Consider the following 19,550-nt stretch of genomic DNA (forward strand, 5'->3'; position numbering starts at 1 on the left):
ACCGTACTAAAGTACGGTTGCGCTTCTCGGCCACAAATCACATCCGCTCGCTACGGTTTTGTGCGGCACCGTTATTGTGTAGTAAGGGCGGTTTAGCCCGACACCATCATCATCGTCAAGGAAGGAATCGTCAGATGCCAGTTTTCAATATTACCGGGGACGTCGACCCGTTCCTGCATGTGTCGCTTGCCAAGGGCGAGAAGATTTATTGCGAATCCAATGCGATGGTGATGATGGAAACCAATCTTGAGCTGAAAGGCAAGATGACGGGCGGCATAGGCGCCGCGCTGATGCGCACCTTTGCCAACGGGGAATCGTTCTTTCAGCAGCATATCGAGGCCATGCGGGGCGACGGCGATTGTCTGCTGTCACCCACCTTACCCGGCGCGATGCGGGTGCTCGAGGTTGGCGCCCAGCAATACATGATCAGCGACGGCGCCTTCGTGGCAGCCAGTGCCGGCGTGGAATTGAAGGTGCGCACGCAAAGCCTTGGCAATGCGCTGTTTGCCCAGAGCGGTGGTTTTTTCATCACCGAGACGGCAGGCAGCGGCCAGTTGGCGGTGTCCGGTTTTGGCGCGATGTCGATACTGGAAGTGACGCCTGGCAAGGACGTGGTGATCGATAACTCGCATGTCGTGTGCTGGGATAACCGCCTGCAATACGAAATTTCCATGACGACCGGCAGCAGCGGCGGCTTTCTGGGCAATTTGATCAATAGCCAGACCAGCGGCGAAGGCATGGTGCTGAAGTTTTCAGGCACGGGAAAAATCCTCGTGTGCTCGCGCAACCGCGCGGCCTTCCTCGCCTGGACCCAAAGCAAGCCGGCGTAATCAAGCAGTAAAAACTTAACAGGAGCTATGCGTATGTCTGTCAATTTGAGCAAAGGCCAGAAGATTTCTCTGGACAAAGAAGCTGGTACCACCCTGACCCGTATCACCATGGGCCTGGGCTGGGATGCGGCCAAGACCAAGGGTTTCCTCGGTTTCGGTTCGAAGACGGAAGCCGTCGACCTGGATGCGTCGTGCGTCATGTTCGATGAGAACAAGAGCACGTCCGATATCGTCTGGTTCCGCCAGCTGAAAAGCAAGGATGGCAGCGTCAATCACACGGGCGACAACCGCACGGGCGCGGGCGATGGCGACGACGAACAGATCAATGTCGATCTGTCGAAAGTGCCGGCGAACGTGAAAAGCCTCGTCTTCACCGTCAACAGCTTTACTGGCCAGAACTTCTCGCAGGTGGAAAACGCTTATTGCCGCATCTTGAATGCCAGCAATAACCAGGAAGTCGCGCGTTTTAACCTGTCTGTGCAAGGTTCCCACACGGCACAGATCATGGCCAAGCTGTACCGCCATAACGGCGAATGGAAGATGCACGCCATCGGAGAAAACGGCAACGGTCGCACGTTTGACGACTTGATGCCGCAAATCTCCGTGCATCTATAAGGAGCAGTACGCAGCGGGCGGGGGACGGACCGGATACCGGCCCTTGTCCGCTGCTCTATATTGAAGGAGAGTATGTCGTGATGCGATTGCTGATAGCCTTGCTACTTCCGTGTCTCACGTTTTTCATGCTGGGGCGCCCGCTGGCCGGTGCCGCCGCCTTGATCTTGCAGTGCACTGTGATCGGCTGGGCGCCGGCGGCCCTGTGGGCCCTGTACACGGTAAACCAGCATAAAACGGAGCAGGAACTGGAAGGGGCGTTAAGCCGCAGCTACATGCGCAGGCGTAGTCGGTTGATCTAGATCAACCGGGCGCTTGGAATCCTTGCGCTAAAGCCTGCACGAGCGATCGTGCGGGCTTTTTTGTGGGCGCTCACTTCTTGCAGCGTATCGGCACGTTCACGGAATTGCCGTCCGAACTCAGGTTACGGTACTGCAAATCTTCGCTTTCGATGGCAAAGCGGGGCACGGCGTGGACATAGCGCTGCTTGCAGACGGTGTCGTCATTGATCAGCTGGCCCGCCAGCATGTAGTCGCACAGGGCGAAGCGCGACTCCTCGTCGTCGAGGATCAGCACGCGCGCGGCGCTGTACAGGGCCGATTGCAAGACTTCCGGGCTGCAATTTTCCGGGCCCGTCAGCTTCAGATGGGTTTTCGTTTGCGTGGCCAGGCGTTGCAGCTTGACGAGGGCGGCGCGCTCTTCCTTGCGGGCACTGTCGACGTGCACGTCTTCGCTGGCCAGGCGCAGCGCCAGCGAGGCGATCTGGTCGATGGAGATATGCCAGGCAAAGCCTTCCAGCCGCGTGCGGATCTGGCCCGGCAAGGGATCGGCCGCATCGACTTCGCAGCGGTACAGGCCCAGGTGGGGGCGGCACAGCACGGGGATGGCAAAGGCCGAGGTGCGCTTGCCCTTGACGAATTTCTGGCTCAGGTCGCCAAAGCTTTCATGCGTGATGGTATCGAAGCGGGCTTGCCCAAAGCCCATCTTGACGAGGTTTTCCTTGCGCTGGCGCGAAAACAGGGCGTCGACGGCGTCGTAGATATTCTTGTTGAAGATGCGGTCCAGCGGCTGGCGCTCGTCCGACATCTTTTCAAAGACGGCGCTGGAATTGGGCGCGTTGGCGTCGATGGAAATGAGGATGAAGGGCTTGCTGTTCAGGCGTGGCGGCACGACGGCCATGTCGTTGCCGTACAGCTGCGTCAGGGCCACGTCCCACAGGGTTTCCACGCCCAGGTTGTCGGCCGCGCCGCCATCGAACAAATGCACGTACGACGGCGATTCGCGCGACTCGGAACCGAGTTCCGGCACGAAACTGTTTTTCGGGCGGAAGCGCTCGAAGGTGACGGAATCGAACACGCCGGGAAAGGCGGCCGAGGTGGCCACGGCCGTGGCCAGGCGGATGTCCTGGATCGGTGAATGCAGGGTGCTGTAGAAATACTCGTAGGAAAACACCACGCGCTTGCCGCCATCGGTGGCGTCCGTCGCGTTGGCCAGGAAGATGGGGCCGTCGTGCGGCAAGTCCTGGTAGGTTTTCTTGTCGTACAGCACATCGTCCAGCACGTCGGACAGGAACGAGGTGCGCGTTTTGTTCGTCAACAACATCGTCGTCAGGTTGGCCGGTTTCAAGATGGTCTGGCCAAAGAAATCCGTTTTCAGTTTGCTGCGCAGCAAGGGCCAGTCCGTCTGTTTGCCATGCAGCGCATAGTAGCCGCCCGCGATGGCGCCGCCCGAGACGCCGGAGATGGCCGAGGCGCCGCTGACGAGGCCGAACTGCTCCAGCTGCTCCAGCGAGGCGGCCGAGAAATTGGCGGCGCGGCTGCCCCCGCCGGACAGGGCGATGCCGATGAAATGGTCGTTGGGCATCGGGTTCTGGATGCGCGCCTTGGGCGCGTCGATGCGCAGGCGCGGGGTTTCCTGCACGGTAAACGTGCGGTTTTCGACGCCGCGGTTGGGGCGCAGGGCGAGTACCGTGCAGCCGCTCAGCAGCGCCACGAGGATAAATGGGACGAACAAGCGTGGATTCATGCGTGATCTGTGCGTAGTCAGGGGTTGGGATACGGACGGAAACGTGTGCGATTCTAGCAAACTCGGCAACAATCACCTATTCAGCTGGCAGCCGAGCAGGGCCGCGTTGTAGAGCGCGTGCACGAGCATGGGCGCCAGCAGCGCGCCGCTGCGCTCGTAGGCATGGCCCGCGCACAGGCCCAGCACGAAGGCGGGCAGCATGGTGGCCGGTGGATGCATGATGGCAAACAGCGCGGCAGCGAGGCCGATCGCTTGCCAGGCGGGCAGGGAGCGGCGCAAGCCGCCCTGCAGCAAGCCGCGGAAGAGGAATTCCTCGCACAGGGGCGCGGCCAGCACGCCTAGGGCCAACAGCCACAGTCCGTCGCTATTGATCTGCATCAATGTTGAAGCGCTTGGCGGCAACAGGGCCGCATATGCGATGCCGAACAGCGCCGCGGCACAGGCGCCCGCGATTCCCCGGCGCCACGGTTCGCGGCCATGGCCGATGCGCGGCACGCCGGCCGTGCCGGCGCGCCAGTAGACGAGGCGCAGCAGCGCATACGTGAGTGCGCCGGCCGCGCCGAAGGCGATGACCAGCTGTACCAACGGCGCCGCATTGCTACCTTTGAGCAGGATCAAGGCCAGTGTTTGCAAGATGAAAAACAGCATGGCGGCGATCAGGCCGTCCGCCGCCGTTACTCTCGCTGGCGGCGAGGCGGCAGAGTCGAGCAGGTAGGGCAGCGCGTCGCGCGCCTTTTGCCACAGGGCCGCGGTCAGCGCGCACGTGAGCACGACAAACACCATTTGCTGCACCAGGCTGCCGGCGGCCAGGGCGGCAATGTACAGGCCGGTGAGCAGCAAATACAGATACGTATAGATGGGACGCAGCTTTGCCGTCGTTTCGGCGGCCAGCGGATCGCTGGCAAACACGCCCAGCGCCACGGCGATCAGCGCATACAGGGGGATGCCGGCCAGGGCCAGCAGCATCAGGCCCGCCGTCTGCCACGACCAGGCGGGCAGCCAGACCAGCGCCACGCCGAACAGAACCAATGGATACAGCAGGGCCAGCACGGCCCACAGCTGCGCCTTTTGCCGCAGCGCCTGCTCGATGGAGACGGGAAACGTGTACAGCAGCCACAGCGCGCCGCCTTCCTTGTTGAGGGTCTGGAAAGCCGACATCAGCAGCACATAGGTGCCGAGGAAAAAGCCGGTGGAGGCCAGCAGGACGGGATGATCCAGCAGCGCGTGCAGGTCGCGCGCCTGGCCCGTCACCACGGCTTGCCCGCCGAGGATCAGCAAGGGCATCAGCAGGGTTTGCACGAGAAAATTGCGGTCGCGCAAGAGTAACGTCAGCTCGCGCCGCTGGATCGCCGTGCCGAGGCGCGGGCGCCACCGCTGCGTGGGCGATGGCGCCGCTGCCGGCTTGCGCGCCGCTTCGCGTTGGCCCGCGCCCACGACGCCGTGGCGCAACTGGCGGCGCAGCACGGCCATGCCCAGCAGCATCAACAACAGCGTTTGTGCCAGCAGCAGGATAGCGGGCAGCAAGGCGGCCACGCCATCGGCATTGAGCACGCGCACCAGCAGGCCCGGCGGCGTCCAGTGGCTCCAGGCGGGCATGGCGGCCGCCCAGTCATAGGCGAAGCCTCCCATGCCCATGCCGAAGGACATACCCAGATACATGGGAAACAGGCCCGCCAGCGAAATCACCGCCTGCAGGTTGCCCAGCCGGGATGGCGTGAGCGACAGGCGCAAGCCCGTGTCGACGAGGGTGCGCAGCATGGCGGCCAGGGCCAGCAGGACGAGGCTGGCGAGCAGGCCGGATAGTGGTGCAAGCCAGGCCTGGCCCGAGTACCAGGCGATCACGGTCGTACTGGGCCACAGGGCCAGCAAACCGGCCGGATTGACGAGCGTGCGTTCGAGCACGCGCGCCCACAGCAAGGTGCTTTTCTCGGCGGGCAGGGTGACCAGCCATTCCAGGTCCCAGTCCGGTTTCGACAATTCTCCCATGCCCAGCGGCAGCAGGACGCTGACCAGCCACAACAGCGCCAGCTGCAGGGTCAGGCCACCGATCAGCACCGCGCTGAAGGGCTCCGCCATCCATTGCGCGATGACGGGGTCGAGCAGGCCGCTGCCCGTATGCAGGCTGCCGCGCGCTTGGCAGGCGGCGACCTGGTCCAGCAAACAATGCATGTTCAGTACGCTGTGGCGGGCGATGCTGCCGAAGGACAACAGCATGGGCAGCAAGAGCAGCGCGCCCAGCAGCCAGCGTCCGCCGCGCTTGCCAGGCGTGGCGGGGCGGCTATTACTGTTTTTCTTGAAGGAAAAGCCCCGGCCGCTCACGTTGAGCAGGCGCTGCAGGCGCAAGCGGGTCAGCAGCCAGACGGCGCGCCAGGCAGTGGGCGGCGCCGCTGTCATGTGGTTTCATCGGTGAGTTGCAAGAAGAGCTCTTCCAGGCTGCCATCGCTGGACAGTTGCTGGCGGATATCGTCCAGGCTGCCTGTGGCCACCAGAGCGCCACGGTGGATGATGGCGACCCGGCTGCACAGCTTTTGCGCCATGTCGAGCAAATGCGTGGACACAAAGATCGTGGTGCCGGCGGCGGCGCGGCGCAGCAGGCGTTCCTGCACGTCGCGCGAAGCTCGCGGGTCGAGGCCGTTGATCGGTTCATCGAGGATCAGCACGGCCGGATCGTGGATCAGCGCGCACGCCAGCCCCAGTTTCTTCTTCATGCCCAGCGAGTAATTGACGGCGAAATCCTCGCTCGCCTCGTCCAGGCCGAATTCCGTCAGCAGGCGAGCGGCGCGGGCGGCCGCTTCCGTGCGCGAAAAACCATGCATTTCGGCCACGAATTGCAGGATTTCACGACCCCGCAAATAGTCGTAAAAGATGGGGGTGTCGGGCAGGTAGCCCACCTTGCGCTTGACGGCGGCGCCATCGCGCTGGCAATCGAGGCCATCGACCAGCACGCGGCCGGCGCTGGGCACGAGGATGCCCATCAGCATGCGGATGGTGGTGGTCTTGCCGGCCCCGTTCGGGCCCAGGAAGCCGAAGACTTCACCTTTTCCCACTTGCAAGGTCAGCGGCTTGACGGCCTCGAACGTGCCGTACTGTTTGGACAAACCTTCGAAGGCAATCATCGTGCATCCCAAAAAAGATAGCGTGCAGGATGATAGCCGGATATAGCGCCGCCAGAGCGCTACTGGGTGGCGTAACTTAGTGGCTTAACTTAATGTCGCAACATCACGCCGATGGCAATGCAGGCCAGGATCGCCAGGCTCATGGCGATGCCGTAGGCTGCCATCAATAACAGCCAGCGGCAGACGGTGGCGAGTTTGCCGCTTCGATACACGCGCCACATGGCCCAGGGCAGATAGGCCAGCAGCCAGGCGCCGAGTACGAGGCGGACAATGTTGACGGGGATCAAGGTCATCAGCGCCATCGTGATGAAGGCGAAGGCATTCGTATGCAGGGCGAACAGGAAATGTTCGCCATAGCGCCGTCCGCTGCCCAGGTAGAGAATTTTCAGGAACAGGGCGAACAGCGGCATCAGGCAAAACATGGCGTACGGCGCGTAATGGTAAAAGCTGTCCACCACGAGTTTTTGTTTCTCCGCCGTGGGCAGTTGCTCAAAGTCTTGCCATTGCTGCGGCAGGGTGGGTGTCTGGCCCAGAATGCTGAGCTGCATGGGCGAGGTCGTATTTTCCGGAATGTGACGGGGGCCGTGGGCGCTCACCTGGGCTGGCTGATCGTGGACGGTGAGGAACATGTCGGGGCTGCTGAATTTGAGGATGGCAAAGAACAGGATGCTGAAGGTCAGGTAGACGCGCAGCGGCTCCACGTAACGCACGCGGCGCCCCGCGATGTATTCATTGCTCAGTGCACCCGGACGGAACAGCAGCAGGGCCAGGGTACGCCAGAGCTTGCCTTCGAGCGCCACATAATGGGCGACAAATTCATGCAGGAATTCGCGCGCGCTCGGTACGTGCAGGGTCGTTGCCTGGCCGCAGGCACTGCAGAAGTTGCCTGGCGCATCGGTATTGCAGTTATGGCAGGTGCTGGCGGGACTCGTGCTGGATGACACTGTTTTCAAGATGAACTCTTTCCATGGCCAAAAAATGATCGCTCAAGGGCGTAGCCTATGATGAAGGAAAAGAATGGTAAAAGCACATTTTTTCTCTGTGTAGTTGCTTTCGAGATACAAAATGCCTGCGCCGTTCAGGCGCCAGCAAAGGCGGCCAGCAGGCGCCGTTCGCCAGCGGGCGTGAGGCGCAGGGCGCGGCTGTCGAGTTCGCGCTCGGCCCAGCGCTGGCGCAGGGCCAGTTGCAGGATGGCGGCCCCCAACGCACCGCCCAGGTGAGCGCGTCGCTCGCTCCAGTCCAGGCAGGCACAGGCGAAGCGGCGGCGCTGGCGCTGCAATTGCGGCACGTCGATGCCCAGGGTCGCCATGCCGGCCGTGCCCGCTTCCGACAGGCAATACTCACCTTCGCCGCCATCGTCCAGCAGCCAGCCTTGCGCGTGCAACTGGTCGTGCAGGGTGACGGCAACACTGCCGGCCATGTGGTCGTAGCAGGTGCGCGCATGGCGCAGGCGGTCGGGCGTGGTGGGGGTAAAGGGCGTTGCCGCCACACCGGCCACCACCAGCAGTGCTTCCAGCGCCCGGCCCACCTCGGCGTTGGCCAGGCGGTAATAGCGATGCTTGCCTTGCGCCAGCATCGACAGCAAGCCATCCTCGCGCAAGCGCGCCAGATGGGCGCTGGCCGTCGAGGCGCCTACCTCGGCCAAGGTCGCCAATTCCGTGGCCGTGCGCGCATGGCCATCGAGCAGGCTGCACAGCATGCGCGCGCGCGCCGGTTCGGCGATGGCGCCGGCCAGTTGCGCCAGGCCCATGTCGGCCGAGCGATGTTGAGGGCTGTCATCCATGATTCGTCCGTGGGCGAAGTGTTGTGGTGGAAGGGCCAGCATACTCGTGTCCCTACCTCACTGCAATGGAATGCGCATGCCGCCCACCGACTTTGTTATCGACCCCGCCGATCCTTTCTCTGCCGTCATCCACGCGGCGCCGTATGATTACTATCGCCGCCTGGCGGATGGCCCGCCGCTGCGTTTCGAGGCGTCGCTCGACTGCTGGCTGGCGACGGGCGCGGCCGGCGTGCAAGCCGTGCTGGCGCATCCCGCCTGCCGCGTGCGGCCGCCGGACCTGGCCGTGCCGCACAACCTGGCGGGCATGCCGTGCGGCGCGATTTTTGCCGAGCTGGTGCGCATGAATGAGGGCGAACGGCATGCGGTGCCGAAGCAAGTGCTGGCGCGCGCGCTGGGCCAGGTGGACCTGGGGCGCCTGCAGGAACAGGTCGCACGTCTTGCCGGCGACCGCGTGCCCGCCAGCGCCGACCAGCTGAACGATGCAATTTTTCAACTGCCCCTGTTCGCCATGGCCGACTTGCTGGGCTTTGCGCCAGCGCAATGGCCGGCGCTGGCCGGCTGGACGCGCGCTTTTGTCGCCTGTTTGTCGCCGTTGAGCAATGCTGGCCAACTGGCTGGCGCGCAAGTGGCGGCCGATGCCTTGCTGCAAGCTTTTACCGCTTTGCTGCGCGAGGGCAGCGCGAGGCCCGGTAGCCTGCTGGCCAGTATCGTGACAGAGGCCGATGCCATGGGGAGCGGCATGCTGGCCAATCTCGTGGGCTTGCTGTCGCAGACCTGCGACGCCACGGCCGGCTTGCTGGGCAATGCCATCGCGGCCTTGCGCGCGCAGCCTGACTTGCTGCCGTCACTGCGCGCCGCACCCCAGCGATGGCCGGCCATGTTGCGTGAAGTCAGCCAGCGCGATCCCGCCATCCACAACACGCGCCGCTACACGGCCGATGCCGTGGAATTGCATGGCGTGCGCGTGCCGGCCGGGCAGATGATCGTCGTCGTGCTGGCCAGCGCCTGCGATGCGGAGTTCGGCTTTGGCCATGGCCGCCACGGTTGTCCAGGCCAGTCCATCGCGCTGACCATCGCCACGGCGTGCCTGCAGGCGTGGACCGATGCATTGGAAGGCATGCCGCTGAGGTGGGAATATCTGCCGTCGCTGAACGCCCGCATCCCCGTGTTTATGGAAGGGACCAGTGCATGATTGCCGTGATTTTCGAAGTCTGGCCCAGCGCCGAGGGGCGCCAGCAATATCTTGACCTGGCGGCCGCGCTGCGGCCCTTGCTCGACGAAGTGGACGGTTTCATTTCCATCGAGCGCTTCAGCAGCCTGAGCGAGCCAGGCAAATTGCTGTCGCTATCCTTCTTTCGCGACGAGGCGGCGCTGGCGCAGTGGCGGCAACTGGAAGCGCACCGCGTGGCCCAATCGGCCGGCCGGCACGGCGTGTTTGACGATTACCGGCTGCGCATCGCCGCCGTCGTGCGCGATTACGGCATGCTGGAGCGGCAACAGGCGCCGGCCGACAGCCGCCAGCGCCACGGCGTTAGCGGGGCAGCGCGCCCTGCGTGATTTTCACTTTGACCCGGTAAGTGGGCTCGGCCGCATTCAGGGCCGGCGGCGTGGCCGGGTCGACGTCGAGCAAAGTAAACGTCAGGTGGTTGACGGTGACGGAACTGGCGGCACCGGGCATGGAATCGGACAATACGATGTCGGCGGCGCCCGCACTGTTGAGCAAACTGAAACTGTAGCTGACGTAGCCTTTCCACACGCACACGGCGCCCTTGCGGCAGCGGCTGTCGTTGACGCGCTCCAGTTTCAGAGTGTCGGTGGCCGTGATGGCCACCTGTTCGCCTGGCGACAGCACGTGGGTGACGCTGCGCGGCGTGTTTTCCGCGTCGCCGGCGCTGCCGGCCGCGCCGCAGCCAGCCAGCATGGCCAGGCAAGCGATGAGCAGGGGCAGCAGCACGGTACGGTAAGAGCGGTTCAGAGTAGACATGGTTTTCCTTTCAGGTGGAGCGTCCCCGGCGTGCTTGTTCACGCGGAGGATAAAAATGATAGTAACAAAATGATATTTTTCCGGCGCACTATTGGCGTGCTGCCGATGAATTGATGCGCCGGCCACGCGGCGCGCCGATTACTGCGTAGAATGGCTGTTTTGAAAATCAGGAAACAACCATGAAAAAAACTGCCCTGGCGAAAAGCGATGCCAAGAAACTGATGGGAAAGATGAATGTTCCCGGCGCCGGTGCATTCGGTAAGGAAGCGGTGGTCGTCGACCGCCGCGAGCAGCGCAAGCGCGATCAGGCCCTGGGCCTGGTGCCATTCGCCGTCAAATTGAACAGCGATCTGGTCTTGCAATTGCAGACCCTGGCCAAGGAACGCGACGCGGATCTGAATGAATTGGTCGCCGAGCTGATCACCAAGGGCTTGGCTGCAGCGTAAGGGCTGACAATGTTTATCTGTTGATAAATATCATTTATAAAACTAAAAGGCGCCTTGCGGCGCCTTTTGCATTGCGGCATTGCTTTCGATTACACCCAGGCGGCCAGCGCGCCCTTCATTTTTTTCAGCGCCGCCACTTCGATCTGGCGGATGCGCTCGGCCGATACGCCGAACTCTTCTGCCAGCGCGTGCAGGGTGGCGCCGGAACCGTCGTCGTTGGCCAGCCAGCGCGCTTCGATGATGCGGCGCGAACGGGCGTCGAGCTTGCTCAAAGCCGTTTCCAGGCCTTCCGATTGCAAACGCGTCACTTGTTCCGCTTCCAGCACCTTGGTCGGTTCGCTTTGCTCCGACGACAGGTAGGCAATCGGCGAAAACTTGTCATCTTCATCGTCAGTCGGCGATTCCAGCGCAATGTCGCGGCCGCTCAAACGCGTTTCCATCTCGATCACTTCTTCGCGTTTCACGTCGAGCAGCTTGGCCAGCGCATCGATCTGCTTTGGCGTCATCGCATCGAGGCCCGTCTTGTGGCTGCGCAGATTGAAGAACAGCTTGCGCTGTGCTTTCGTCGTCGCGACCTTGACCAGGCGCCAGTTTTTCAGGATGTACTCATGCATCTCGGCTTTCACCCAGTGCATGGCGTACGACACCAGGCGCACGCCCTGGTCCGGATCGAAACGTTTCACGGCTTTCATCAAGCCGATATTGCCTTCCTGAATCAGGTCGGCGTGCGGCAAGCCATAGCCCAGATAGCCGCGGGCAATCGAGACCACCAGGCGCAGGTGCGACAGCACCAGTTCTTGCGCGGCGGCCAGGTCATTTTTTTCGCGCAGGCGTGTCGCCAGCGAAATTTCTTCGTCGTGGGTCAACATGGGCAGGCGGTTCACGGCCGAAATATAGGCGTCGATATTACCCAGATTGCCAGTGAACCCGAGGCCCAGCGCATTACTTTTGGTCGGAACCAATGCGGACGTTGCGGACATCATAGTCATGTTTTCTCCCTCGTAGTCTTGCTTTGTTCCAGTTGGCCACGTCACGCGACGTGGTCCGTTTGTCTGTTCGGTTTTGCGTATTCGGTCTTGCACTTTGCAGATCGCGACACCATCTTCATCTGGCGTCCTTGGCGGTTCTGCTGTTGGTATGTGCCTATATTAGCACTCTCTGCTTGAGAGTGCCAATCAGCACATTTAATCGTCCTGATAGCCTAAATACTATGGCGAATGAATGCTTGATATCTATGTCTGTACATCGCGCGATAGCGCTTCACGACAACAGGGCTAGTCTACGGCCTCTGGCTGAAGCGAGCCTTAAGAATACTTGCTTAATATCAAGATGACAGCAATACGGGGGCGCATGGCGGCGCCGGAGCGCCGCCATGGAAAGGAAGGTCAGTTCAGGCGCGCCAGGTGGCGCTGCACGCAGAGGAAGGCGCCGATCAGGCCCAGGCCGGCGCTGACGGCCAGCAAGCCGGCCATCGGCAGCGGCGCCAGCGGCACCAGCTGGAATTCGGATGCGTACAGGCGGGCAAACTCGGCAATCGCCGTATTCAGCGGTTGCATGGCCAGCGCCACGGCGCCCAGGGCCAGCGCGCCGGCGCACAGGCCCAGCAGGGCGCCCGTGTAATAGAAGGGGCGGTGGATGAAGGTGTCCGTGGCGCCGATCAATTTCGAGATGCTGATTTCATCGCGTTGCTGCATCACTTGCAGGCGGATGGTATTGAAGACAACAGCGATCACGGCCACGCCCAGGGTAATGGCCAGCAACAGCAGCACCAGGCGCAGCACGCCCAGCAGGGCCGCCAGGCGCTTGACCCAGGCCGAATCGACTTGCGCCGATTCCACGCCTGGCAAGTGGCGCAACTGTTCCGCCACGGCATCGACATCCTGCGCTTCGCTGGCGCTGCTGAAGGCGTCAAGTTTCAGCACATAGCTGTCGGGCAAGGGATTGTCGCCCAGGGTGCTCAGTACATCTGCCAGGCCATTTTTATTTTTCAGGGTGTCGAGCGCCTGTTCGCGCGCGATGAAGACGATCTTCGCCTTTTGCTCGCCGACGATCTTGCGCATGGAACTGGCCAGGGCCACGGCTTGCTCGCGCGGCGTGTCGATCTTCAGGAAGACGCTGATTTCCGGGTCGACGGACATCTGTTCCGACATGGGGCGGACATTGTCGAGCATGGTCAAGCCGGCGAATGGCAGTGACAGGGCGATGGCGACGACGACGACGTTCAAGAGAAAGCCGCCCGGCGACTTGCGCAAGTGAATCAGCGCCGAACCGAGGGCGAAGCGGTGTTGACGGAACCAGCCTCTCATGCCTGTTCTCCTTCGCCGTCATCCAGGCCGGGCGCGAAATCGGGATCGGGCGGGGCGAAGACGGGCGCCTGCGTGGCCTTGTCGATGGCCACCAGCTGGCCGTTTTTCAGGTGGATCACGCGGGCGGCCGCGTCGAGCATCTGTTCGTCATGGCTGGAAATGAGGCAGGTCACGCCCACGGAGTGGAATGCTTTCAGGGCGTCGAGCACCTTGTTGGCGCTGGCGCGGTCCAGGTTGGCCGTCGGTTCGTCGGCCAGGATGATTTGCGGCCGGTTGACGATGGCGCGCGCGATCGACACGCGCTGCTGCTCGCCGCCCGACAGCGACAGGGGGCGCGCCATGGCGCGGTCCAGCAGTCCCACCTTGTCGAGCGCGGCGCGCGCGCGCTGTTCCGCGGCCGCCTTGTGGGCGCCGACGACGAGCAGCGGCAGCATGACGTTGGCCAGGATGGAGCGGTCGTTGAGCAGCTTTTGCTGCTGGAAGATCAGGCCCATGTTGCGGCGCAGGAAGGGCACGCCGGCCGGCTTGATCTTCGCCATGTCCTGGCCATTGACGATCAGCTTGCCCGATGTGGGGCGTTCCATGGCGGCGATCATTTTCAGCAAGGTGGATTTGCCGGCGCCGGACGGGCCGGCCAGAAACACCAGCTCGCCCTTGGCAATACTGAGCGAAATGTCGCTGAGCGCCACGGCATCGGGGGAGTATTGCTTGGAGACGTGCTGAAATTCAATCATGTATAGGCTTATCCGAGCAGCGCTTCGACAAATTCGGCAGCCACGAAAGGCTGCAAGTCTTCAATTTTCTCACCGATGCCGATGAAATACACGGGCACAGGGCGTACGCGGGCAATCGCCGCCAGCACGCCGCCCTTGGCGGTGCCGTCCAGCTTGGTGATCACCAGGCCGCTCAATTGCAGGGCATCATCAAACGCTTTCACTTGCGTGAGGGCATTCTGGCCCGTGTTGCCGTCGATGACGAGCAGGGTTTCATGCGGCGCGCCCTCCATGCCCTTGCCGATCACGCGCTTGATTTTCTTCAATTCTTCCATCAGGTGCAACTGCGTCGGCAAGCGGCCCGCCGTGTCGACCATCACCACGTCGATGCCGCGCGCTTTCGCCGATTGCACGGAGTCGTAGGCCACGGCGGCCGGGTCGCCCGATTCCTGCGAAATCACGGTGACGTTGTTGCGCTCGCCCCAGACCATCAGCTGCTCGCGCGCGGCGGCGCGGAAGGTGTCGCCCGCAGCCAGCAGCACGGACTGGTTGTTCGACTGCATGTGCTTGGCCAGCTTGCCGATGGTGGTGGTCTTGCCGGCGCCATTCACGCCGGAAATCATCATCACCAGCGGTTTGTGGCGGCCCAGCTCGAAGCGCTTTTCCAGCGGCGAGAGCAGGTCGATCAGCAGCACTTTCAGGGCGGCCTTGACGGCGGCCGCGTCGAGCAGCTTGTCTTCCTTGACCTTCTTCTTCAGTTCCGTGAGCAGGAATTCCGTGGCGTCGATGCCGGCGTCGGACATCAGCAGCGCCGCTTCCAGCTCTTCGTACAGGGCGTCGTCGATCTTCGCGCCGACGAACAGCACGGACAAAGTGTTCGAGGTTTTCGACAGGCCCGCCTTCAGGCGCGTCATCCACGATTTTTTCTCGGGTTCGGCGGCCACGATCACGGGCACGAGCTCGGCCGGCGCGCCGCTCAGGGGCGTAGCGACAGGCTGCGGTACAGGCGGCGTGGCGGCGGGAAGGACGAGGGGCTCGGCTGGTGCAGCCTCGGGAGCGATGGGTTTTTTCTTGAAGAAACTAAACATGGATGTGTGGTGGCGGGTGCTGACCTAAGGCCCGGCGGCGCCGGACACTGTGTTACGGGCTATTCTACCAGAGCGCGCCCGGCCCTTCATGCTTTACTGTTCGATTGGCAACATTGCGCCGCTATCCACGAAGATCGCCGCAGTTGCCGCGCTTTCCAGTCGGATCAATGGGTTTGCAGGGCCTGCGCCTGGTGGCGGCGACGCCAGTCGGCGATGCTTTCGTCGACTTGCCGCAAGTCCAGCACATGCAAAAAGGGCGGCGGCTGCCTGGTCAGCACGGGACTGCGTCCGCCAGCCCACAATTCCATGCTTGGAGGCAAGCTTGCATGCAGCTGCTGCAGGCTGTCGCGCGTCTGCCTTTGCTTGCTGGCGCTGGAAAACGATAGCGCGACGATATCGGCCCGCTGCGCGCGGGCGGCCGCGACGATGTCCGTCAGCGGTGTTTCCACGCCCAGCGACATGCAATGGGCGCCGGCCGCCGCACACAGGGCTTCGGCCATCAGCAGCCCCAGGCCGTGACGCTCCTGCGGCAAGGTGCTGAGGACGATGCGCGGTGAGCGCATGGATGGGCTGCTTGCTTGCGGCAGGGAAAAGATGGCGTGGCGCATCACCGTTTGCAAGGTTTCGCTATACAGGTGCTCTTCATACACGGCCAGTTCGCCGCAAGCCCACGCTTCGCCCACCATGCCGGTGAGGGGAGCGATCACGTCGATGGTGAACGCTTTCAGGCCCAGCACGGCCAGCGCCTGGCGCAGGGCGTCGCCCAGTTCCGCCATCTGGTGGCTACGGCACAGGGCCAGGTAATGTTCGAGCTGGGGGGCCGGCGTGGATGGCGCCGCGCTGCCGGCGCTGGCCAGCTGCTGCAGTTGCGCGGTGCTGTGCTGCATGATTTTTCCCGGACGAAATCCGAGATCCAGCAGGCGCTTGACCATGCGCAACTTTTGTACCTGCTCGGCCGGGTAGCTGCGCTCGCCAAAGGCGTCGCGCCGTGGCTGGGGAAAGTCGTAGCGGCGCTCCCACACGCGCAAGGTTTCCTTGGCCAGCCCGGTGTCGCGTTCGACATCGCTGATGCTGAAGGCGGAAGTAGGTTGCAGGTCAGTATCCATACCAGGGGGCTTGCTCGCATGCCAAAAGAACGTGGAGTGCATTTTACGCCTTCCGCTGCCCCATACCAAATAGCTGAATCCGATTAGAAATTGCCGGCGTATAAGTTTTTGAACGGCTGAGGGCGCTCATTGACACAAATCAAGATTTCATCGATTATCCATGAGGATCTATTTGTCCAGGACAAACCAAATACAGGTGCATTCATGAAAATTGCCGTCGTCGGAGCAGGAATCGCAGGTCTGTCGTGTGCCTATCGCCTGGCGCAGGCCGGCCAGGACGTCACCTTGTACGAGGCGGGCGATTATTTTGGCGGCCACAGCCATACGGTCGATGTGACGCTCGATGGCGTCACGCATGGCGTCGACACGGGTTTTCTCGTGTTCAATCACGCCACGTATCCGAACCTGGTGCAACTGTTTGACGAACTTGGCGTCGAGGCGGCCGACAGCGACATGTCGTTTTCCGTGAAGATGCCTTTGGGCAGGGCGTCCGATGCCCGCGTGCTGGAATGGGCCGGCGCCAACCTGGATACCGTGTTTGCCCAGCGCAGCAATCTGCTGCGCCCGGCCTTCCTGCGCATGTTGCGCGATATTCTGCGTTTCAACCGCCAGGCCAGCGCCCTGGCCACGGCCAGCGTGCCGGCGCCGGCCCTGTCGCTGGGCGAGTTTCTCGACCTGCACGGCTATGGCGACGAATTCCGGCACTGGTATCTGCTGCCGATGGCCGCCTGCATCTGGTCATGCCCGGCGCGCCAGATGCTGGCCTTTCCGCTGGCTACTTTCATCCGTTTCTGCCACAACCATGGCTTGCTGCAAGTGAGCGACCGGCCGCAATGGCGCACGGTGCGCGGCGGCTCGCGCGTGTACGTGAAAAAACTGCTGGCGGGCATCCCGCAGCAGCGCCTGGCGTGCCCCGTGCTGGCCGTGCGCCGCCAGGCCCACGGCGGCGCGCGCATGGTCGAGCTGCAGACGGCCGCCGGCGTCGAGCATGTCGATCATGTCGTGCTCGCTTGCCACAGTGACCAGTCGCTGGCCCTGCTGGGAGATATCCGCGACGACGAGCGCGCCGTGCTCGAAGCCGTGCGCTACCAGCCGAATCGCGCTGTGCTGCATACGGATGCGTCTTGCCTGCCGCAGCGCCGCCGTGCCTGGTCCGCCTGGAATTATCAGGGCCGGCCGGCCGCGCACGGCGAGGCGCCGCAAGTGTGCGTGCATTATCTGCTGAACCAGCTGCAACCCTTGCCCTTCAGCACGCCCGTCATCGTTTCGCTCAATCCGCTCGACGAGCCCGCTCCGGCCAGCATCATCGACGAGTTTTCGTATGCCCACCCCGTGTTCGATGGCGCGGCCATTGCCGCCCAGGTGCGCCTGGCCGGTTTCCAGGGCGCGCAGCACACGTGGTTCGCGGGCGCCTGGACGGGATATGGTTTCCATGAAGACGGCTTGAAGTCGGGCCTGGCGGTGGCCGAAGCGCTGAACAGCATGGCGGCGGCGGAGCTCGGCCATGCCGCGTGATCCTACCCAGCCATCCCAGCCGCAGCCCCAGCTGTGCCTGGGACTGGTGCGCCATGCGCGCTTGCGTCCGCGCGCGCATGCTTTTAGTTATGGCATGTTTTATCTGCGCCTGCCCCTGCGCAGCCTGGGCGCGCACGATTTTCCTGCCAGGTTGATTTCGCGCAACGGCGCCAATGTGCTGTCCTTCCGCGACAGCGACCATGGCGATGGCGCGACGCCGCTGCTGGACTGGATCGACGGCTTGCTGCGCCAGCATGGCGTGTCGGACGCGGGCGGCGAAATTTGGCTGCAAACCATGCCGCGCATGTTCGGCTATGTCTTCAATCCCGTCAGTTTCTGGTTTTGCCACCGCCCGGATGGCGCGCTGCGCGCCGTGGTCTGCGATGTGCGCAATACCTTCGGCGAGCGCCATCTGTACCTGCTCGAACAGGGCGGCGCCATCACCTATGGCAGCGAACTGGTCGCCCAGAAGATTTTCCACGTGTCGCCATTTTGCAAGGTGGAGGGCCGGTACCGCTTCCGTTTCCTGCGCAATGGCGAACAGGGCGATGAGCGCCACCTGGCCAGAGTCGACTACGACGACCTCGACGGTCCGCTGCTACAGACGAGTTTATCCGGCACGGCCCAGCCGCTGCGCGATGGCGCCATCGCCTGGGCTTTGTTGCGCTATCCCCTGATGACGTTAGGCGTGATGGCGCGCATTCATTGGCAAGCCTTGCGCCTGTGGCTGCGCCGCGTGCCGTTTTTCAGCAAACCCCTTCCCCCACAAGAAAAGGTGTCCCGATGAGCTCCGATTCCCTGCCGACCGGCCTGCATGCGCGCAGCAGTTCCCCTCCCTTGCATGGGCATGCGCACCTGGACATGCCCGCCGCCGGGCGCATGATTGTGCGCCTGCTGGAAAAATTGCAATATGGCGCCCTGCGCCTGCGCACGCCTGACGGCAGCATCTTGCTGTACGGCGACGGCAGCCACCCCGTCACCCTGGACTTGCATAACTGGCGCCTGTGTGCGGCCGTGCTGCGCTCGGGTGACATTGGCTTTGCGGAAACGTTTATCGCCGGCGACTGGCGCACGGACAATTTGCCGGGCTTGATCGAGCTGATGATACGCAACCGCGCGCACATCGAATCGCTGATCTACGGTAACTGGTGGGGCAACCTGGTCTACAAGGTTCGGCATTTGCTCAATCGCAATTCGCGCGCCGGCAGCAAGAAGAATATCCACGCCCATTACGACATCGGCAATGCCTTTTATCAGCTGTGGCTGGACCCGTCGATGACGTATTCGAGCGCGCTGTTCACCGAAGGCGCCAGCCTGGAACAGGCGCAAGTGGCCAAGTACCGCCGTATTGCGGATCAGCTGCAGCTGCAGCCGGGCCAGCGCGTGCTGGAAATCGGCTGCGGCTGGGGCGGCTTTGCGGAAACGGCGGCGCACAGCTACGGCGCGCACGTGACGGGCCTGACCTTGTCGACCGAACAGCTCGCCTATGCGCGCCAGCGCCTGCAGGACGCGGGGCTGGCAGGGCAGGCCGATCTGCAGCTGTGCGATTACCGCGACAGCGCCGGCCAGTACGACGCCATCGCCTCGATCGAGATGTTCGAAGCCGTGGGGCAAAGCTACTGGCCCGGCTATTTCGAATGCGTGGCGCGCAACCTGAAGCAGGGCGGACGCGCTTGCATCCAGACCATCGTCATCGCCGATGACTTGTTCGAGCGTTACAGCAAGAGCACGGATTTCATTCAACAGTACATTTTTCCGGGCGGCATGTTGCCGTCGCCGGCCGAGTTTCGCCGCGCCGCCGAAGCGCAGGGTTTGCGCGTGGAAGACGCCTTCAGCTTCGGCCTCGATTACGCGGAAACCTTGCGCCAGTGGCGCGCCAGCTTCCTGGCCCAGCGCACGGCGCTGGAAAAGCAGGGTTTCGATGGCCGTTTCCTGCTGACCTGGGAATTTTACCTCGCGTATTGCGAGGCCGCCTTTCAGGCGCACAACACAGATGTGATGCAATTTACCCTGATCAAGGACTGAC

20 protein-coding genes are annotated in these 19,550 nt (G+C 62.9%); 9 read left to right on the top strand and 11 right to left on the bottom strand.

Going from position 1 to position 19,550, the window contains the following annotated elements; genetic code table 11:
• Positions 1 to 134 precede the first annotated feature (134 nt).
• The 3 genes from AC3IQ7_RS05435 (at position 135) to AC3IQ7_RS05445 (ending at position 1,744) form a co-directional block, all read left to right on the top strand.
• A complete protein-coding gene (locus AC3IQ7_RS05435) occupies positions 135 to 830 on the top strand; it encodes a TIGR00266 family protein (protein ID WP_219330112.1) in 696 nt (231 codons plus the stop codon).
• A gap of 33 nt (positions 831 to 863) precedes the next feature.
• Positions 864 to 1,445 carry a TerD family protein gene (locus tag AC3IQ7_RS05440; RefSeq protein ID WP_099379746.1) on the top strand — a complete coding sequence of 194 codons (582 nt, stop codon included), beginning with the start codon at positions 864 to 866 and terminating at the stop codon, positions 1,443 to 1,445.
• Positions 1,446 to 1,525: 80 nt separating this feature from the next.
• Positions 1,526 to 1,744, top strand: coding sequence for a hypothetical protein (locus AC3IQ7_RS05445; protein ID WP_034784905.1), 219 nt, complete (start codon positions 1,526 to 1,528; stop codon positions 1,742 to 1,744).
• 70 nt (positions 1,745 to 1,814) lie between these two features.
• Here AC3IQ7_RS05445 and AC3IQ7_RS05450 read toward each other — a convergent pair whose 3' ends face one another.
• From AC3IQ7_RS05450 to AC3IQ7_RS05470, 5 genes are all read right to left on the bottom strand, one after another.
• The gene (locus AC3IQ7_RS05450) at positions 1,815 to 3,467 is read right to left on the bottom strand and encodes a patatin-like phospholipase family protein (RefSeq protein WP_489208553.1); all 1,653 of its coding nucleotides are present in this window, start codon (positions 3,465 to 3,467) and stop codon (positions 1,815 to 1,817) included.
• 72 nt (positions 3,468 to 3,539) lie between these two features.
• On the bottom strand, positions 3,540 to 5,861 hold the full coding sequence (locus tag AC3IQ7_RS05455) for a CPBP family intramembrane glutamic endopeptidase (RefSeq protein ID WP_489208554.1): 2,322 nt from the start codon (positions 5,859 to 5,861) through the stop codon (positions 3,540 to 3,542).
• The gene (locus AC3IQ7_RS05460; RefSeq protein WP_099379749.1) at positions 5,858 to 6,583 is read right to left on the bottom strand and encodes an ABC transporter ATP-binding protein; all 726 of its coding nucleotides are present in this window, start codon (positions 6,581 to 6,583) and stop codon (positions 5,858 to 5,860) included. The genes AC3IQ7_RS05455 and AC3IQ7_RS05460 overlap by 4 nt, the downstream gene beginning before the upstream one ends.
• 89 nt (positions 6,584 to 6,672) lie before the next feature.
• The gene (locus tag AC3IQ7_RS05465; RefSeq protein WP_233516287.1) at positions 6,673 to 7,527 is read right to left on the bottom strand and encodes a DUF3667 domain-containing protein; all 855 of its coding nucleotides are present in this window, start codon (positions 7,525 to 7,527) and stop codon (positions 6,673 to 6,675) included.
• 134 nt (positions 7,528 to 7,661) lie between these two features.
• On the bottom strand, positions 7,662 to 8,366 hold the full coding sequence (locus AC3IQ7_RS05470) for an ArsR/SmtB family transcription factor (protein WP_489208555.1): 705 nt from the start codon (positions 8,364 to 8,366) through the stop codon (positions 7,662 to 7,664).
• A 76-nt stretch (positions 8,367 to 8,442) separates the two neighbouring features.
• On the opposite strand from AC3IQ7_RS05470, the gene AC3IQ7_RS05475 reads away from it, so the two are divergent.
• Together AC3IQ7_RS05475 and AC3IQ7_RS05480 are read left to right on the top strand one after the other, a co-directional pair.
• The gene (locus AC3IQ7_RS05475) at positions 8,443 to 9,558 is read left to right on the top strand and encodes a cytochrome P450 (RefSeq protein WP_489208556.1); all 1,116 of its coding nucleotides are present in this window, start codon (positions 8,443 to 8,445) and stop codon (positions 9,556 to 9,558) included.
• On the top strand, positions 9,555 to 9,923 hold the full coding sequence (locus AC3IQ7_RS05480) for an antibiotic biosynthesis monooxygenase family protein (RefSeq protein WP_489208557.1): 369 nt from the start codon (positions 9,555 to 9,557) through the stop codon (positions 9,921 to 9,923). The genes AC3IQ7_RS05475 and AC3IQ7_RS05480 overlap by 4 nt, the downstream gene beginning before the upstream one ends.
• Here AC3IQ7_RS05480 and AC3IQ7_RS05485 read toward each other — a convergent pair.
• Positions 9,898 to 10,350, bottom strand: a complete 453-nt coding sequence (locus tag AC3IQ7_RS05485; RefSeq protein ID WP_489208558.1) for a hypothetical protein — start codon at positions 10,348 to 10,350, stop codon at positions 9,898 to 9,900. The genes AC3IQ7_RS05480 and AC3IQ7_RS05485 overlap by 26 nt on opposite strands.
• A gap of 179 nt (positions 10,351 to 10,529) precedes the next feature.
• Between AC3IQ7_RS05485 and AC3IQ7_RS05490 the strand changes: the two genes are divergently transcribed.
• A complete protein-coding gene (locus AC3IQ7_RS05490; RefSeq protein WP_071079406.1) occupies positions 10,530 to 10,796 on the top strand; it encodes a hypothetical protein in 267 nt (88 codons plus the stop codon).
• An 89-nt stretch (positions 10,797 to 10,885) separates the two neighbouring features.
• Here the strand turns inward: AC3IQ7_RS05490 and rpoH are convergent, their stop codons facing one another.
• From rpoH to AC3IQ7_RS05515, 5 genes are all read right to left on the bottom strand, one after another.
• Entirely contained in the window at positions 10,886 to 11,779 is an 894-nt protein-coding gene (gene rpoH, locus AC3IQ7_RS05495) for an RNA polymerase sigma factor RpoH (protein WP_035824784.1), read from the bottom strand.
• Positions 11,780 to 12,181: 402 nt separating this feature from the next.
• Positions 12,182 to 13,102 (bottom strand): permease-like cell division protein FtsX, encoded by a 921-nt coding sequence (ftsX, locus tag AC3IQ7_RS05500; protein WP_489208559.1) that lies wholly within the window; start codon positions 13,100 to 13,102, stop codon positions 12,182 to 12,184.
• A complete protein-coding gene (locus AC3IQ7_RS05505) occupies positions 13,099 to 13,836 on the bottom strand; it encodes a cell division ATP-binding protein FtsE (protein WP_152257691.1) in 738 nt (245 codons plus the stop codon). The genes ftsX and AC3IQ7_RS05505 overlap by 4 nt, the downstream gene beginning before the upstream one ends.
• A gap of 8 nt (positions 13,837 to 13,844) precedes the next feature.
• Entirely contained in the window at positions 13,845 to 14,903 is a 1,059-nt protein-coding gene (gene ftsY / locus AC3IQ7_RS05510; protein ID WP_489208560.1) for a signal recognition particle-docking protein FtsY, read from the bottom strand.
• A 164-nt stretch (positions 14,904 to 15,067) separates the two neighbouring features.
• Positions 15,068 to 16,009, bottom strand: coding sequence for a MerR family transcriptional regulator (locus AC3IQ7_RS05515; RefSeq protein ID WP_489208561.1), 942 nt, complete (start codon positions 16,007 to 16,009; stop codon positions 15,068 to 15,070).
• A 204-nt stretch (positions 16,010 to 16,213) separates the two neighbouring features.
• On the opposite strand from AC3IQ7_RS05515, the gene AC3IQ7_RS05520 reads away from it, so the two are divergent.
• From AC3IQ7_RS05520 to AC3IQ7_RS05530, 3 genes are read left to right on the top strand one after another with little or no spacing between them, the layout of a single operon-like run.
• Positions 16,214 to 17,524, top strand: coding sequence for an NAD(P)/FAD-dependent oxidoreductase (locus AC3IQ7_RS05520; protein ID WP_489208562.1), 1,311 nt, complete (start codon positions 16,214 to 16,216; stop codon positions 17,522 to 17,524).
• Positions 17,514 to 18,311: a DUF1365 domain-containing protein gene (locus tag AC3IQ7_RS05525; RefSeq protein WP_489208563.1), complete on the top strand. Its 798-nt coding sequence runs from the start codon at positions 17,514 to 17,516 to the stop codon at positions 18,309 to 18,311. Before AC3IQ7_RS05520 ends, AC3IQ7_RS05525 begins: the two co-directional genes overlap by 11 nt.
• On the top strand, positions 18,308 to 19,549 hold the full coding sequence (locus AC3IQ7_RS05530; protein ID WP_489208564.1) for a class I SAM-dependent methyltransferase: 1,242 nt from the start codon (positions 18,308 to 18,310) through the stop codon (positions 19,547 to 19,549). The genes AC3IQ7_RS05525 and AC3IQ7_RS05530 overlap by 4 nt, the downstream gene beginning before the upstream one ends.
• Position 19,550: the final 1 nt, after the last annotated feature.

The sequence above is a fragment of the Janthinobacterium sp. GL_088 genome (genome assembly GCF_057837845.1).